The organism is Acinetobacter sp. YH12200 (assembly GCF_013418175.1).
Taxonomy (GTDB): Bacteria; Pseudomonadota; Gammaproteobacteria; order Pseudomonadales; family Moraxellaceae; genus Acinetobacter; species Acinetobacter pseudolwoffii.
In genome coordinates this window covers 82983-99410 of record NZ_VPCO01000006.1, presented here as the reverse complement: position 1 = coordinate 99410, position 16428 = coordinate 82983, and the positions used below count along the sequence as shown (strand labels likewise).

General features: G+C 44.8%; 16 protein-coding genes. 9 read left to right on the top strand and 7 right to left on the bottom strand.

From position 1 onward, the window contains the following. Positions 1-44: 44 nt before the first annotated feature. Positions 45-2471, top strand: a complete 2427-nt coding sequence (gene lon / locus FTU90_RS05805) for an endopeptidase La (RefSeq protein ID WP_100355264.1) — start codon at positions 45-47, stop codon at positions 2469-2471. Positions 2472-2531: 60 nt separating this feature from the next. On the opposite strand, the gene FTU90_RS05800 is transcribed toward lon, so the two are convergent. Further along, positions 2532-3479, bottom strand: a complete 948-nt coding sequence (locus FTU90_RS05800) for a M28 family peptidase (RefSeq protein WP_180072035.1) — start codon at positions 3477-3479, stop codon at positions 2532-2534. Positions 3480-3630: 151 nt separating this feature from the next. Between FTU90_RS05800 and rlmH the strand changes: the two genes are divergently transcribed. From rlmH to FTU90_RS05785, 3 genes are all read left to right on the top strand, one after another. Further along, positions 3631-4113: a 23S rRNA (pseudouridine(1915)-N(3))-methyltransferase RlmH gene (rlmH, locus tag FTU90_RS05795; protein ID WP_005096341.1), complete on the top strand. Its 483-nt coding sequence runs from the start codon at positions 3631-3633 to the stop codon at positions 4111-4113. 110 nt (positions 4114-4223) lie between these two features. After that, on the top strand, positions 4224-5000 hold the full coding sequence (locus FTU90_RS05790; protein ID WP_005096339.1) for a class III extradiol ring-cleavage dioxygenase: 777 nt from the start codon (positions 4224-4226) through the stop codon (positions 4998-5000). A 132-nt stretch (positions 5001-5132) separates the two neighbouring features. Further along, complete coding sequence (locus FTU90_RS05785; protein WP_218945067.1) at positions 5133-5906, top strand: META and DUF4377 domain-containing protein; 774 nt, start codon at positions 5133-5135, stop codon at positions 5904-5906. A 65-nt stretch (positions 5907-5971) separates the two neighbouring features. Here FTU90_RS05785 and gdhA read toward each other — a convergent pair whose 3' ends face one another. After that, positions 5972-7315 carry an NADP-specific glutamate dehydrogenase gene (gene gdhA, locus FTU90_RS05780; protein WP_074383062.1) on the bottom strand — a complete coding sequence of 448 codons (1344 nt, stop codon included), beginning with the start codon at positions 7313-7315 and terminating at the stop codon, positions 5972-5974. Positions 7316-7662: 347 nt separating this feature from the next. Between gdhA and FTU90_RS05775 the strand changes: the two genes are divergently transcribed. Then, the gene (locus tag FTU90_RS05775) at positions 7663-8454 is read left to right on the top strand and encodes an RnfABCDGE type electron transport complex subunit B (protein WP_005096333.1); all 792 of its coding nucleotides are present in this window, start codon (positions 7663-7665) and stop codon (positions 8452-8454) included. A gap of 4 nt (positions 8455-8458) precedes the next feature. Continuing rightward, positions 8459-9172 (top strand): endonuclease III, encoded by a 714-nt coding sequence (nth, locus tag FTU90_RS05770; RefSeq protein WP_180072033.1) that lies wholly within the window; start codon positions 8459-8461, stop codon positions 9170-9172. A 117-nt stretch (positions 9173-9289) separates the two neighbouring features. Here the strand turns inward: nth and FTU90_RS05765 are convergent, their stop codons facing one another. The 4 genes from FTU90_RS05765 to FTU90_RS05750 all read right to left on the bottom strand — a co-directional run bounded on the left by FTU90_RS05765 (position 9290) and on the right by FTU90_RS05750 (position 12227). Then, positions 9290-9505: a DUF3149 domain-containing protein gene (locus FTU90_RS05765; protein WP_005096331.1), complete on the bottom strand. Its 216-nt coding sequence runs from the start codon at positions 9503-9505 to the stop codon at positions 9290-9292. 86 nt (positions 9506-9591) lie between these two features. After that, the gene (gene adk / locus FTU90_RS05760) at positions 9592-10251 is read right to left on the bottom strand and encodes an adenylate kinase (RefSeq protein ID WP_005096329.1); all 660 of its coding nucleotides are present in this window, start codon (positions 10249-10251) and stop codon (positions 9592-9594) included. 75 nt (positions 10252-10326) lie between these two features. Next, on the bottom strand, positions 10327-11643 hold the full coding sequence (locus tag FTU90_RS05755; RefSeq protein WP_005096327.1) for a hypothetical protein: 1317 nt from the start codon (positions 11641-11643) through the stop codon (positions 10327-10329). 65 nt (positions 11644-11708) lie between these two features. Continuing rightward, positions 11709-12227, bottom strand: a complete 519-nt coding sequence (locus FTU90_RS05750; RefSeq protein WP_005096326.1) for a hypothetical protein — start codon at positions 12225-12227, stop codon at positions 11709-11711. Between the two features lie 238 nt (positions 12228-12465). On the opposite strand from FTU90_RS05750, the gene mrdA reads away from it, so the two are divergent. Further along, positions 12466-14517, top strand: coding sequence for a penicillin-binding protein 2 (gene mrdA / locus FTU90_RS05745; RefSeq protein ID WP_074383064.1), 2052 nt, complete (start codon positions 12466-12468; stop codon positions 14515-14517). Position 14518: 1 nt separating this feature from the next. Then, a complete protein-coding gene (gene rsmD / locus FTU90_RS05740) occupies positions 14519-15076 on the top strand; it encodes a 16S rRNA (guanine(966)-N(2))-methyltransferase RsmD (RefSeq protein WP_005096323.1) in 558 nt (185 codons plus the stop codon). Between the two features lie 92 nt (positions 15077-15168). Here the strand turns inward: rsmD and FTU90_RS05735 are convergent, their stop codons facing one another. Continuing rightward, positions 15169-15387 carry a hypothetical protein gene (locus FTU90_RS05735; RefSeq protein WP_180072032.1) on the bottom strand — a complete coding sequence of 73 codons (219 nt, stop codon included), beginning with the start codon at positions 15385-15387 and terminating at the stop codon, positions 15169-15171. A 244-nt stretch (positions 15388-15631) separates the two neighbouring features. On the opposite strand from FTU90_RS05735, the gene FTU90_RS05730 reads away from it, so the two are divergent. Further along, the gene (locus tag FTU90_RS05730; protein ID WP_074383066.1) at positions 15632-16366 is read left to right on the top strand and encodes a sulfite exporter TauE/SafE family protein; all 735 of its coding nucleotides are present in this window, start codon (positions 15632-15634) and stop codon (positions 16364-16366) included. The last annotated feature ends 62 nt before the right edge of the window (positions 16367-16428 follow it).

The following is a 16428-nucleotide window of genomic DNA, read 5'->3' as shown; positions in this document are numbered from 1 at the left end:
CTATTAAAACATGGCAACACCGTTGTCACTCATTAGGAGTGCTCATGTCTGAAATTATTATGAATCAAGAAACCTTAGAGCCTCAGGTTCCAAGTGTACTACCCCTTTTGGCGCTGCGTGATGTGGTGGTTTATCCGCATATGCAAATTGCGCTGTTTGTCGGTCGTGAAAAATCGATCAATGCAGTTGATGTGGCTCGTAACAGTGACAATCTAGTATTTGTAGTTGCGCAAAAAGATTCGCTTACAGAAGAAATTGATCACGACAATTTATATCAATACGGTACTGTCGCGAAGATTGTGCAAGTTGTGAATCACGAAAATGATGAAAACTGTATCAAAGTCCTGATTGAAGGACTGCACCGTGCCAAACTGAAAACCATCATTGACGAAAATGAGTATCTGACAGCAGAACATGAACTCAGCCCAATGACCGTTACGGTGGATGAAGACACTCAAGCCGTGCGCTTGCAAGAATTACGTGCGCTTTTTGCTCAATATGCAGAAGCGAAACTTCGTAATGCGCGTGAACTGATTACCGCAGCCAACAAAATTGAAGACCTGTTACAGTTATTATTCTTCGTGGCGACCCGTGTTCCATTGAATATTGATGTCAAACAAAAATTCCTGGAACATGATGAATTCGAAGCGCATTTAACTGAGCTGATGACTTATCTATTGCAACAATCTGAAGAACAGCAGATTGAGCAAACCCTGCATGACTCTGTTAAACGTCAGATGGAAAAGAACCAGCGCGAATACTTCCTGAATGAAAAAATGAAAGTCATTCAGCGCGAGCTTTCCGACATGAACGGCGGCGCGGAAGATGATGTCGCTGAAATTGAAAAACGTCTTGCTGAAGCAGATCTGCCTGAGCATGTACGCAAGAAAGCTGAAAACGAATTCCGTAAACTCAAAGCGATGCAGCCTGCCTCAAGTGAAGCAGCAGTTGTTCGCAACTATCTGGAAGTGATTCTGGATACACCGTGGAATAAAGCCAGCAAAGTCAGCATTAACCTGAACAAAGCACAGGAAATTCTGGATGCAGACCACTATGGTCTGGACGATGTCAAAGATCGTATTGTGGAATATCTTGCGGTTCAGTCGCGTGTGAAAAAATTGCGTGGCCCAATTCTATGTTTAGTCGGTCCTCCGGGTGTTGGTAAAACCTCACTGGGTGAGTCGATTGCTAAAGCAACTGGTCGTGAATTTGTGCGTATGGCCCTTGGTGGTGTACGTGACGAAGCCGAGATTCGTGGTCATCGTCGTACCTATATTGGTGCGATGCCAGGTAAAATCGTGCAGTCATTGACTAAAGTTGGCGTGAAAAACCCGTTGTTCCTGCTCGATGAAATCGACAAGATGGCGCAAGATTACCGTGGTGATCCGGCGTCTGCGATGCTCGAAGTCCTCGATCCATCACAGAACAACAAGTTCAGTGATCACTACCTGGATCTAGATCTGGATCTGTCTGAAGTAATGTTTATCTGTACCGCAAACAGCATGAACATTCCTGAAGCCTTGCTGGATCGTATGGAAGTGATTCGTCTTCCGGGTTATACCGAAGAAGAAAAAGTCAATATTGCAGATCGTTATCTGGTACCAAAAGCTATCAAGAACAATGGTCTACGTGCCAAAGAATTGACCGTGCATGAAGAAGCGATTCGTGACATCGTGCGCCGTTATACGCGTGAAGCCGGTGTTCGTAACCTTGAACGTGAAGTATCCAAAATTGCACGTAAAGTGGTGAAAGAAGCGGTTAGCAAGAAAGCCAAAAATCTTCAGGTTGAAGTGACAGCAGGAAATCTTCCAGATTACTTGGGCGCACATAAATTTGACTATGGTATGGCGGAAGAAGAAGCACAAATCGGCCGTGTCAATGGTCTGGCCTGGACTTCGGTGGGTGGCGAATTGCTGACCATTGAGGTTGCAGCCGTTCCAGGTAAAGGCAAGTTCATTACCACCGGTTCTCTTGGCGATGTCATGAAAGAATCAATTACCGCTGCCATGACTGTGGTGCGTACCCGTGCAGATGAGCTTGGCATCGAAGCGTCCCGCTTTGAAGAAACCGATGTGCACGTGCATTTACCGGAAGGTGCGACACCGAAAGATGGTCCATCCGCAGGTTTGGCATTGACCACTGCATTGGTATCTGCATTTACCGGGATTCCGATTCGTCCGGATATCGCGATGACAGGTGAAACCAGTCTGGGTGGTCGTGCATTACGTATTGGCGGTTTGAAAGAGAAACTTCTTGCAGCCCATCGTGGTGGCATCAAGCTGGTCTTCATTCCACAGGAAAACGTACGTGATTTGGCGGAAATTCCTGAAAATGTAAAAGATGGTTTAGAGATTAAAGCCGTGAAATCGATTGATGAGATTTTACCGCTGGCCCTCATCTCTTTGCCAAAAGCCTTGGTGAAAGCACCGATTGTAAAAACCAAAGAAGAAGCGAAAGCAGCCCGTCATTAAGATAAGCTGATTTGCCAAAACCCTGCTCCGGCAGGGTTTTTTATTGTGTAAAGAAATTGATTAAGGTTGCAAGGCCATCTCTACCAGCCCATCAATCACATAGGTCATCTTTTTCAGATCCAGTTTATCCAAGGTGTCCAGCTCAGTATTATAATAAGGGTTACGATAATGCGCCGTATCGGTAATTAACATGGTCGAATAATTGAATTTGGCATAATTCAGATAACCAGAAAAATTCATATCCTGAGCAAAAGTTGGACTAATAAAACGTTGACATTCCAGACGGTTAAGACTTTGCATGGCAGTACAATAATCTCCGGTCATTCCGGTCGAGGCCAAATGACCAATCGCGGCAATAAAGTTCCCATGATCTGGATAAATCCATTTCAACCCCACCGGATAAGTCTGCACCAGATTTTCATCAAAATAGCCAATTGAATCCAGAATCACCACACCTTTCAGCTTCTGCTTTTTTTTCTTGAGCGACTTGGCATGAATATAGCTGCCCATATGTTCTGTCTTGAAAAAAGGCGGCTCTTCCAAGGTATAAAAAGCAAATTCGATCTCATGTTTGAGCTTGGATTTTTGCAAGGCCAATAATCTTGCGGTTTCCAGTAAACCTGCCACTCCCGAGGCATTATTGTCAGCACCATATCGATCACTAAAGACATCATAATGCGTGCCCATGACCATTTTGGTTTTGGCCTGAGCATTTAAATGGCAAATGACATTTCGATAGCTTAGGCTATTAACTACATAGACCTGAAACTGACAGGGAATGCCAAAACGCTGCATCTGTCCTTTAATCCATGCAGACACTCGATTCAGTTCTTTAACATTCTTGTAATTTCGAAATTCATCGACACTCATGATCTGGCTGAAAAACAATTCCAGATGAGAAATTTGAGCGCGTGTGTTGGTATTGGCAGCACTGAAACTTGAGCCGATTAGACCGGTGACCAACAGCAGCAAAGTACAACATCCTTTTATGATGACCTTAGTCCGCATTTATTATTATCCATTCCTTTATCAAGCGGAGACTTGAACTCAGGACATTAAAGCAGCACTAAATCCTTCATTTCAATTTCAATTTGTTTCCTGACTCAACTTCGTGTTGTTTGATCGTTATAATGAAGTATCCAATTATTGATCTGTCTGTATGAAAATCCGTATCCTGACCATTGGTCAAAAAATGCCAGCATGGGTGCTGACTGGTTTTGAAGATTATTTCAAACGTATTCAGCCCTTTGTACAGACCCAGATTATTGAACTGCCCATGGCCAAGCGCGGCAAAAATGATTCTGAAGCGGATATCCTGAAATATCGAAATATTGAGGGTGACAGCATTTTAAATGCACTCAAGCAGAACGAAATCCTGATTGCGCTAGAAGTGGGTGGACGTGAGTTCAGTACCGAAAAACTGGCTGAAACCATGAAAGGCTGGATGCTGGAAGGCAATGATGTGGTACTGGCGATTGGCGGGCCAGATGGTCATTCGGAAGCAGTACGTAAAGCTGCTGCATGGCATTGGTCCCTGTCTAAGCTCACACTCCCCCATCCCATGGTTCGGGTGATGCTGATTGAACAACTGTACCGTGCAATGACCATTAACCATAACCATCCCTACCATCGTGCAGGTTAATGATTTTGCTGAAGCGTTCTGTTTATGCAACGTTTTGTTGAATAATTCCTCCTGCTTTTTTCGCTATTTTTAATGCATTATTGAGACATCTTCTAGATGTGGTTTGACTTATGAACTTACAAACGTTGCCCGGCTTATTTATTTCTCATGGCTCTCCTATGCTGGCGCTGAATCCTGAGCAAGTGGGTCCTGCCTTGCATCGTTTAAGCGAAAACCTGCCACGCCCGGAAGCGATTATTATCATGTCAGCGCACTGGGAAAGTGAGGCACTGGAAGTCAGTAGCGGTATTCGACCAGAGACCTGGCATGATTTCCGTGGTTTTCCGCCAGAGCTGTATCAATTACGCTATCCTGCACCAGGAAATCCTGAACTGGCCGAGCAGATCTTGGGTTTGCTGGCCAATGCCGGTTTTGCTGCACATGCCAATAGTACTCGTCCACGTGATCATGGCGTATGGATGCCGCTGCTGCATATGTATCCGGATGCGGATATTCCAGTGGTTGAAATTTCCTTGCCCATGTCGATGAGTGCCGATGAAATCTATAAAATTGGTCAAAGTCTGGCACCGCTACGTGAGCAGCAAATCCTGCTGATTGGTTCAGGCAGTATCACGCATAACCTACGTGAACTGTCTTGGGATGGAACGGCGGCTGATGTACCGGTATGGGCATCAGATTTCCGCAATTTTGTCGTCCATAAACTGGCCCATAGCGATTATGATGCGATACTGGACTGGTCCAATATTCCACACATGGCGCGTAATCATCCAACACTGGAGCATTTTGCCCCGATCTTCTTTGCGATGGGGACCGGAAGCCGCTTTAGTCTGGTGCATAGCAGTTTTAGCATGGGTTCTCTGGGCATGGATGTCTACCGCTTCGATTAATCTTGATTGAAAACTCAAAATTTTAACTTTTAAATTTGGATACATTTTGCAACCAAAATCTGCGATATGTATCCATATCTTTTAGAAATGCATCCGTTATCATTTCAATTCTTTGTTCTTTATTATAAATCCATGAAATTAAAATTTATTGTACTGGCATTATTACCTTTAACTTTTGCAGCCTGTCAGTCGGGTGATATCCAGCAGGCTGGAGATCGTACAGTGGCTACCCTACAACAAAAAAGTGAAAATCAGCTTCTTTCTGCCTACCACTGGCAACTAGATCGCGGGCTGGAACGGCCAATCGTGCTCAGTTTCGATGCTCAAGGCCGCCTGAGTGCCGTGACGGGCTGTAATGGACTCAGTACAAACTGGTCAGTGAAAGATAATATTATCAGCACCAGCGAAGTCATAGGAACCGAAATGGCCTGCGATACCGCACTGATGCAACAGGAACGCTTTGTCAGCCAGCTTTTACAAAAACGTGCAATTCCTTTTGCGCTCAATACCACGAACCTTGACCAGCCGACCCTAACGCTTTCCGCTGCCGATGGTCAAAAATATGAATTTACCGGGAAAATGACTCCGGAAACCAGATATCAGGGGCAAGCTGAAACAATTTTTCTGGAAATTTCCCCAGATACAAAATCATGTACCGGTGTGGCTCAGCAAAGCTGCTTGCAAGTTAAACAGGTTAAATATGATCAAAACGGTCTGAAGACCCAGGTCGATAAGGACTGGACATTATTCTATGACCAGATTGAAGGTTTTCAGCATTCACCGAATGAACGCCAGATTATTCGGCTAAAACGTTTTGAAATTAAGAACCCTGCGGCAGATCAATCTAAATATGCTTATATTTATGACATGGCAGTCGAGCGCGAAGCCGTGAAAGGTTCATTATAAAATATCTATCCATAAAAAAACCGAGGCTATGGCCTCGGTTTTTTTAAAGCGACACTCAATCAGACTTAGAATACGCCTTGAGCAAGCATTGCATCAGCCACTTTTACGAAGCCTGCAATGTTGGCACCGTCTACATAGTTCACAGTACCGTCTTCTTTGGTACCGAATTTTACGCAGTTACGGTGAATTTCTTTCATGATCGCATGTAAACGCTCATCAACTTCCTCAAAGGTCCAGCCTAAACGCAATGCATTTTGCGACATTTCCAGACCAGAAGTGGCAACACCACCTGCATTTGATGCTTTACCTGGCGCATAAAGCGTTTTCGCTTCAATGAATTTCTCTACAGCAGCCAAGGTTGAAGGCATGTTTGCACCTTCAGCGACACAGATCACGCCATTTGCGAGAAGCTTTTCAGCATCCTCCGCATCCAGTTCGTTTTGAGTCGCGCATGGCAGTGCGATATCACATGGAATACCCCAAGGACGTTGTCCTTCCAGATATTCAAAACCATGTTTAGAGGCAAATTCTGAAATACGACCCCGTTTTACGTTTTTAAGTTCCATCACTTCAGCAAGCAATGCTTCAGTGAAACCGTCTTTGACGTGAACCGTACCCGCAGAGTCAGAAAGTGAAACCACTTTCGCGCCCAGATACAACGCTTTGTCAGCAGCATATTGCGCAACGTTACCAGAACCTGAAATTGCGACAACTTTGTCTTTGAAGCTTTCGCCACGAGACTTGAGCATTTCCTCAGCGAAATACACAGTACCGTAACCCGTTGCTTCCGGACGCGCCAATGAACCACCGAAGGTTAAACCTTTACCGGTGAATACACATGCAGTGTCGTTACTTAATTTTTTCATCATGCCGGCCATATAGCCCACTTCACGACCGCCCACACCAATATCACCTGCAGGGATATCTGTGTTCGCACCCAGGTGACGATATAGCTCGATCATTAAAGCTTGGCAGAAACGCATGATTTCGCCTTCTGATTTGCCTTTAGGGTCAAAATCAGAACCGCCTTTACCACCACCCATAGGAAGTGTGGTTAAAGCATTTTTAAATGTTTGCTCAAAGCCTAAGAATTTTAGGATTGAAAGATTCACTGAAGGGTGGAAACGCATACCACCTTTAAATGGACCGATCGCTGAGTTGTATTGTACGCGGAACGCACGGTTTACCTGAGTTTGACCTTGGTCATCTACCCAAGAAACTCGGAACTGGATCGCACGTTCTGGCTCAACTAGACGTTCTAGCAAACCATGTGCTGCGTATTGTGGATTCTTTTGAATGAATGGCCACAAACTGGTCATCACTTCTTCGACAGCTTGAAGAAATTCTGGTTGGTGTGCATCACGTGATTTTACGTAATCTAGGAACTCATTAAGTGTGTTGTATTTCAACGCTTAATCCTCAGCAGAAAATGGATCAAAATTGGTCAAATTTACAATCAATGTTAAATTTTGGCGCAAAATATTAAATATCTTTTGTAACTAATCTACAATACTTTTTTTGAAAATACTTTAAAATTAATTTGATAACAAATATTTATATTGATTATGAATATTTTTTCTATGTCAGGAAATGCCAATTGAATCAAGGCTTAGATTCAGATTTATGCTTAATAATAAAGCATAACTTGACCTTTAATTGCGCACGACTTAGGAGTTTAAAAATATGTTAAAATGCATAACTCGACATATTTTGTTTCACTTACTGCAAAGCTCAGCATGAGCAGCTCTGGTTATTCATGAATTCGCCAACTTCTCTGGTCCAATCGATTGATGCTTTACTCCCTCAAACCCAATGTGGACTCTGTGGTCATCGTGACGGATGTTTACCTTATGCCCAGTCGATTGCTGAGGGTGAAAATGCCAATAAATGTGTACCAGGCGGACAGCCTGTTGCCGATGCTTTGGCTGCATTATTAAATCGTCCTGAACTTGTGGCAGAAGAAAGTGTCTGGCCCATTCAAGCCGACGGTCGCCCGCAGCGCATCAAAGCCGTAATTCGTGAAGATGAATGTATTGGCTGTACCAAATGTATTAGCGCCTGCCCGGTCGATGCGATTATTGGCGCCGGCAAACTGATGCATACCATTCTGACCGATTTGTGTACTGGTTGCGAACTGTGCATTCCACCGTGTCCGGTTGACTGTATCGATCTGGTCGAAGACCCACAGCCTTTGCCGACTGAAGCACAGCGTATTGCTGAACAGGACGATTTACGTCAGCGCTATTATGCGCATATCCAGCGTGAAGAAAAACGCCGTACTGACCGTAAGGGCCCAGTCGTCCGTGCAGAAATCAATACTGCCCTGTTTGCCCAGTTCTCTGCTTTAAATGAGCAGCTTCCTGTGATTGGAGTCGTGAATAAGCCGGCGAATACTCCAATTACGCTAGATTCTAAAACCACGATTGAACTGGCAAAACTACGCACCCAAATTAAAAAGCTGGAAAAACAGCTTTCGGTTCGTGAAGATGCCAGCAAACGCCTGCAACTGACAGAATTAGCTGAAAAATTACAGACCTTACAGGGATAAGTACATGACCACTGCGAGCACAAAACCTGTAAAAAACATGACCAAAAAACAGATTCAGACCTTTTTTGAACGCCTGCGTGAACAGCGCCCCAATCCGAAAACCGAACTGAATTATGCCAATCCCTTTGAATTACTGGTGGCAGTAACGCTCTCTGCCCAAGCCACCGATGTCAGCGTGAATAAGGCCACGGACAAACTGTTTCCAGTCGCCAATACACCGGAAGCGATTTATGCGCTCGGTGTGGATGGTTTAAAGGAATATATCAAGACCATTGGTTTATATAACTCAAAAGCAGTCAACGTAATTAAAGCCTGTGAGATGCTGATTCAGAAGCACAACAGCGTGGTACCGGATAATCGTGCAGATCTGGAAGCCTTGCCGGGTGTGGGACGGAAAACGGCCAATGTGGTGCTGAATACTGCCTTTGGTCAACCGACCATGGCGGTGGATACACATATTTTCCGGGTTGGTAACCGTACCGGATTGGCTACAGGTAAAAATGTGCTTGAAGTTGAGTATCGCCTGGTCAAAGTGATTCCGAAAGAATTTATCATTGATTCTCATCACTGGCTGATTTTACATGGCCGTTACTGCTGTATTGCCCGTAAACCGAAATGTCATGAATGTGTGGTCGCCGATGTGTGTAACTGGCCCGATCGTTTTGAATTTGGTGCAGCGCGCGCAATTGCAGTGAAGAATATCGCTATTTCTGAATAGAATTGCAGAACAAAACTAAGACCGAAAAAAAGGTGATCAATACCTCACCTTTTCTACAATTTTCAGCATACCGCTTTTATTTAAAACTGGACTCAGCTTCCACTGAAGCATGCCGAATTATTTATTCTGATCGTGTTCAGCCTGTTCCTGTTCTTTTTTGCGCTGTTCAAGCTCCGCCTGCAATTTCGGGTGCAACTGGCGTTGTGGATGCTTGGCTGCATTTTCTGCACGTTCTTCCTGACGTACTTTATTCAGTATTTTAAAACTCATATAGAACAGACCCATCAACACTGCCAGAAATATAACCATTAATACCAACACGCCAAATTTCATAGCCATAGCACCTGTTCAAATACGCAATAAAAAAGAGCCCTAATATGACTTAGGGCTCTTCGATTGTCAAAATCATCGTTAGCCGATTATTTTGCTTGATCCAGAATCGCGAAAAGCTCAGTCTGAACCTGATCGATTGGACGCAGACCGTTTAACTTGTTGTAAGTCGGTGCATTTTCACCTGATGCTGCACGGCCCTGATAGAAGCCCACCAGTTGCTCAGTTTCAGTATGGTAAGAACCTAAACGCTTACGAATTGTCGCTTCCAGATCATCTGGACGCTGAACCAGATCTTCACCCGTTTCGTCATCTTTACCTTCCACTTTTGGCGGGTTATAAACGATGTGATACACACGGCCAGATGCCGGGTGCTGACGACGGCCAGAAAGACGTTGTACGATCTCTTCATCTGGAACATCGATTTCAATCACGTGATCGATGTTGATACCTTCGTTTTCTAAAGCTTCTGCTTGAGGAATGGTACGCGGGAAACCATCAAAAATACAGCCATTTACACAATCAGGTTGCGCAATACGCTCTTTGACCAGACCAATGATCAACTCATCAGAAACCAAACCGCCATTGTCCATGACACTTTTAGCTTGTAGACCTAATTCAGTTCCTTCACGAATTGCAGCACGGAGCATATCACCGGTTGAAATTTGTGGGATATTGTAGCGCTTACAGATCAACTGAGCTTGTGTACCTTTACCTGCTCCAGGTGGTCCGAGTAAGATAATGCGCATATATAAACATCCTCATTTAAACAATATGTATGACGCCACGACCACAATCGCCCGATTGTGTCCCCCGGCATCTCATTATAAGAAAGCCACAAACAAATGGATTAAACCCGCGACAAAACCGGTTACCCCACCCAATAAAATCAGAATCCATTCATCTTCCTGAAATGCAGGACGTAAAAGATTCTGAAACTCCTTCGGAGTCAACTCGCGTATGCGGTCTCTAAACATTTGATAGATTTTCTGTGCACGGCTCGCATTAAATGCTGGGTCGCATACAGGCACCATCGTAATTTCAATCGAGCGATCGATCAAGTCCGTCTTGAGTTTTGCATACTCTTTTGGCCCTAAAGACAGCTGTAAAGAGGTTCGAACCAGGGGTGTTTCCATAATTTCATTAATATGACGTTTGACAATGCGGCGGGTTTTGTCTTTTTTCCCACCATACATCATCTCGGTCATGATCGATTTTAACGTAATCAGATCTTCTGTGACTACACTTGCGAAAACATCAGAGACTTCATCCTGACGTTTCATAAATGCGCCTTGTATGTTATAGGTGCCAATACGCGGAATGACAGGTTTAATCCATGGAAACTTGCGACTTGTGGTACGGCTAAAGAATTGCGGGTACTTTACCGGGTGCGGATAGAGCGGGTTGAATACCATCCAGATTGCAATCCAGTTGGTCAAAAAGCCCCAGATGGCAGCCCAGAACGGAACAGTCCAGTGCCAAGGCACCACGAACCAGACAATCATCTGGAAAATACCAAAGAACATGCCGATGAGTGCACTGATATGCCAAATAAAATTGATTTCTTTTTGGCCCACTTTCAGAAACATGCGCACCATTAACCGACGGTCACCTTCCATCTGGCTGACCACCATTTCACGCATATCGACAAGTGACTCGACGTTCATGGTCAGCTCGGTCACCAATTCACGCAAAATTGCCGGCATTTGTTTTTGTGCCTGTGCATAAATTCTGCGTTTGATGGCAAAAGGCAGGTTTTCCCAAAGGACTGCATTACGATCCATCATCACTTCATCAATCAGATGTTCCAGTTCGAAACCGACCTGTTCACCAATGATCCGTGCCATATCATCTGGATCCATGGCCTCTAAAAATTCGCGGATGGAACCTAGTTTAGACAAAGTGTTATCGGTAATAATGCCTGAAATACGGCCAGCTTTGCGTGGCACGATCCCCTGCCAGCCGACAGGTACAGGACCGAGATGGACACCCCAAAAATTGATCGGATAAAACACCATTTTCAGTGCCATCCAGACGTGAGCCCACGTTACAAATGCGGTCACCGGAATAATGCTGAGCACGGCCCAAAAATCCGGGCGATTCACAAAGGTTTGCCACAATTCGTTGACGTACTCAAGCATGCATAAGTTCCATATTTAATTTTTTGTTCACAGAATACACATATTTATAAGGTCAAATATTTTGTCTATAAACCGATACTTAAAGTATAGGAAAATTGTAGTCGCGGTTCAGTTTCGGCCACCACACGACCATTTCGATCTTCAAATTTCTCTCCGGCACCAATGCCGACACTAAAACTGCTGATTCGCTCTGAACTCAACAAAACATAGGCCAAATCAATTCCAGCACCTAAGCGGGCCTTGTATTCATTGTCGACGCGTTTGCTTTCAATATGACCCGCATAGCCTCCGACATAATACCCATTTTTATCCTTGCCGGTCAGATGTGCAGGATAACGAAAGCCTACTTGTCCCCCTATCGTTCGATCATCATCCAGAAAAACCCCACCTTTCACATAAGCAATCCCATAAGGATTAACCCATTCAGTATTTAAATGTACCAGCTTCCGGGTAAAACCAGCCCCAACATTAAAGGCTTTTGCCTGAGTAGCTTCTACTTTATCTGCAGTATTATTGATTTGATCATGTGCATAGGCCCCGTTCGCCCACAATGCAAACGCCAACAAAGGGTAAACCTTGTTCATTCCTTCACCATCTTCCTTAATTATAGTTTTTGGTATAGTCCTATTTTTATTCGATTTTACTGTATCAGAATTATCACAACTCTTATATACAGCACTTTACAATTTTCATGTCTGCAAAGTCAAAGCTTAAAGGAACTGATCGTAATGGCAGTTTTTCATTATCAAATCAAGTCCAGTTGCGTTAGAATATTCCACTTTGATTCTTTCCTCCTTTCCTCAGGTCTCAAGTCGATCGCGTATGAAGCAGCACTTTCCTTTAAAAAATGCACAACAAGAAAAGCGCATCTATCGTAGTCGAGTATGGATTTCTGTTGGAATCGTCATCTTTTTTATGCTGCTGCTGGTCAGCCGCTATGCTTATTTACAACTCTTTAATTTCGAGACCTTCAGTACCGCTTCTGACCAAAACCGGATTCGTCTGCAACCTCTGCCTCCAGCGCGCGGTTATATTTATGACCGTAACGGCGTATTGCTGGCCGATAACTACCCGGTTTTTACCGCAACTTTAAGCCGCGCCGATGTGCAGGATATTGACCAGACTTTGGAACGTCTGAAGCCTATTCTGGAGCTGACCGAAGAAGATATTGAACGCTTCCAAAGCCGGATCAAAACAGCACGTAGAACCGAACGGGTTTCGATCAAGCTCAACCTGAATGAAAATGATATTGCCCGTTTTAGCGAGGTCAAATATCAGTTTCCGGGCGTGAATATTGAAACCCAGATGACCCGCTATTATCCGCATGGCGACCTGTTTGCCCATGTGATTGGTTATGTGGGCCGGATTAATGACAAAGAACTCAAAGCCATTGACAAGGATCTGTATGCCGGGACCAACCTGATCGGGAAAATTGGGGTAGAAAAATCCTATGAAGAACTTCTGCATGGGGTGCCAGGAAATGAATCGGTAGAAGCGGATGCTTTTGGTAATGTGCTACGGCATTTGGGCCGTAAGGATCCGGTGCGCGGTAATGATCTGTTCTTGTCACTGGATTATGGTTTGCAGGTGGTGGCTTCAGAGCAACTGGCTGGACGCCGTGGTGCGATTGTGGCGATGAATCCGAAAACTGGGGAAATTCTGGCACTGGTTTCCAGTCCAAGTTTCAATCCAAATCTGTTTGTAACCGGTATCAGTCATAAAGATTATAGTGATCTGCGTGATAATCTGGATCAACCTTTATACAACCGCGCCGTGCAAGGGGTTTATCCTCCTGGTTCAACCATTAAACCGATGTTTGCATTGGGCGGCCTGCATTATGGTCTGGTGGACTGGGATACCACTATTTCTGATCCGGGCTATTTCAGTCTGCCGGGCGATAGTCACCGCTTCCGTGACCATAAAAAATCCGGGCATGGCGCAGTCAACATGCACAAAGCTCAGGTCGTTTCTTGTGATACTTATTTCTATGTCATGTCCTACCGCATGGGCATTGAGAAAATGAACACCTGGATGCGTCAGTTTGGTTTTGGTGAAAAAACCGGCGTGGATTTACCAAGTGAAAGCTCAGGACTGTACCCGAACCCGGAATGGAAGATGCGTACCCGTAACGCCAAATGGTTACGAGGTGAAACTATTTCGGTGAGTATCGGTCAGGGGGCTTTCACTTCAACGCCGTTACAACTGGCCATGGCAACGGCCATTACCGCCAACCATGGCAATAAAGTCATTCCGCATGTGTTACGTGAAAGTCGCGGTGCCAAAGCGTTCAAGGTACATAATGGTACCCACGGCAAGATCGATTTTAATGGTCAGGAAGAAGACTGGATCAAGATGCGTGATGCCATGGTCGACGTGATTCAATCTGGTACAGGCCGAGGCATCAAAAGTGGCTTACAATATTCCATTGCAGGTAAAACCGGTACAGCTCAGGTGAAGAGCATTGCTCAAGGCAAGCGTTATAATGAATCCTTATTGACCGACCGTCAGCTGGATCATGGCCTGTTTGTCGGTTTTGCACCTGCTGAAAATCCTGAAATTGCGATTGCGGTCATTCTGGAAAATGGTCGTGGCGGTAGTGCAGCCACTGTGCTGGCTCGTCCGATTTTTGATTATTGGTTGCTGCATAAAGATAAGAAGCCGGTACGCCCGCAAGGTCATCAGCTCAGTGGTGGTCTGATGACAGCCGGAATCAAGCCTGCTGAATTGCCAAGTGGTGCAGGCATGTTGAGTCAAGATGCAGCCACTGTAGCTCCAGCCAATATTCAGCCACCAGATCCTGCCACCAATCCATCTGCAAATGCAGCTGCTCCAGCTGTAGCACCTCCTGCTCCCACACCGGTAGAACGAGACTAAAATGAAAAACCAACTTCGAATTATTGGGGGTGACTGGAAACGTCGTCAACTACCTTTTGCCAGTATTGAGGGTTTACGCCCGACGCCTGATCGAGTACGCGAAACCCTGTTTAACTGGCTTATGTGGGACGTACAAAATGCACAGGTTTTGGACATTTGTGCAGGATCTGGTGCCTTGGCTTTTGAAGCCTTATCGCGTGGTGCGGCCTCAGTCGTCATGATTGAACCAGATCGTACTCAGGCACAATTCCTGACCCAGAATCTTGAACTATTACAAGTCACCAAAGCACGCGCCCAATTGAAAATAGCAACGGCGCAGCAAGCGTTAACCAGCCTGCAAACACAATTTGATCTGGTTTTTCTCGATCCACCGTATAGCCTGAACTTATGGGAAGAGCTGGCATTACAGGCGGATCATCTGGTGAAAAATAATGCTTATATTTATGTGGAAGCAGACCGTGATCTACAGTTGCTTAAATTACCAGCGTCATGGCGACTCATTAAAAATACCAAAGCCGGCACAGTGCGTGCAGGGCTTTATCAAAAAAGTGTTTCTTAAATAAAGTTACAATTAAGACCCATTAAAAAAGGATTCCGCGGTGGAATCCTTTTTTGTCAATAATAGTCAAACTGAAAGACGCGAGAAGTATTTTAGTCACGATCACGGCGCCAATCACGGTTGTCACCTCTGTCACGCTTCCAATCCCGATGATCTCTATGCTCCCGATTTTTCCAGTCACGATCCTTGTGGTCTCGATCATAATGTCCGTTGCGATCCCGGTGATCACGAGAACCTTCATCCCATGGATCAACCACACAACCTGTTAATGACACTGCCAATACAGAAAGTAAAATCGCTTTTTTAATCATGTCCCTAATCTCTTTACTGCACCCTATCAGTATCAGGCGAGTTCATGGAGACTAAACGAACTCATTGTTGCTCTGTTGTAGTGATTTATGCATTTTTATGCAGGAATAAAAAACTCATTCCTTATTTTCGTTTTAATATTTTACGCACATTTGAACTTTAATTTGCATAAATACAGCTAACTAAAAGCTTGGCTTTTGCCCTGATCTTTAGAATACTGCTGCCTTTCCTTCTGACCTGACCTTTATGACCTGGCTGTTATTTATTCTTGGTGCAATGGTCGCTGGTTTCGTACAGGGGCTGACCGGTTTTGCCTTTGCCCTGATTGCCATGTCATTCTGGGTCTGGGTATTGGCTCCGCAACTGGCAGCGCCCTTGCTGGTATTTGCTTCTATCTGGAGTCATTTAATTTCACTGACGCAGGAACAGAAGCCACCCATATTATCTAAACAGTGGCTACTGCCTTATTTAGTAGCGGGTCTGATTGGCGTACCGCTCGGCACTTACCTGCTGCACATCATCCAAGCTGATACATTTAAACTGGTTTTGGGCATTTTTCTGGTGCTCTGGTCTCCGCTAATGCTGCTCAATCCACAAATCAAAACCATTCAGCGCTCGGGAAAGATAGCCGACAGTAGTATCGGATTGATGGGTGGAATATTAGGCGGACTCGGTGGTTTCTGCGGAGCTGTCCCTTCAGCATGGGTGATGTTGAAACAACTCCCGAAAGCCCAGCAACGCTATATCTTGAGGCATTTTAATTTTGCAGTTCAGGTCTTCGCACTCGGTACCTATCTATGGCAAGGTATGATCGATCAAAGTCATTTACCCTATATGGCAGTGTTAATAGTTTTTGTCAGTATTCCGGCCATTTTAGGGGCAAAACTCTTCTATAAAATTTCTGAACTGCTGTTTAAACGCATTATCCTGAGTTTGCTGTTCAGTGCCGGCTGTTTTCTTCTAGCGTCCCAATTCATTTAAGCCCAATCTCATGCAGAATCCGTTTACTTTGCCTCAGGCTTGAATCCGCTGACATAACTGCT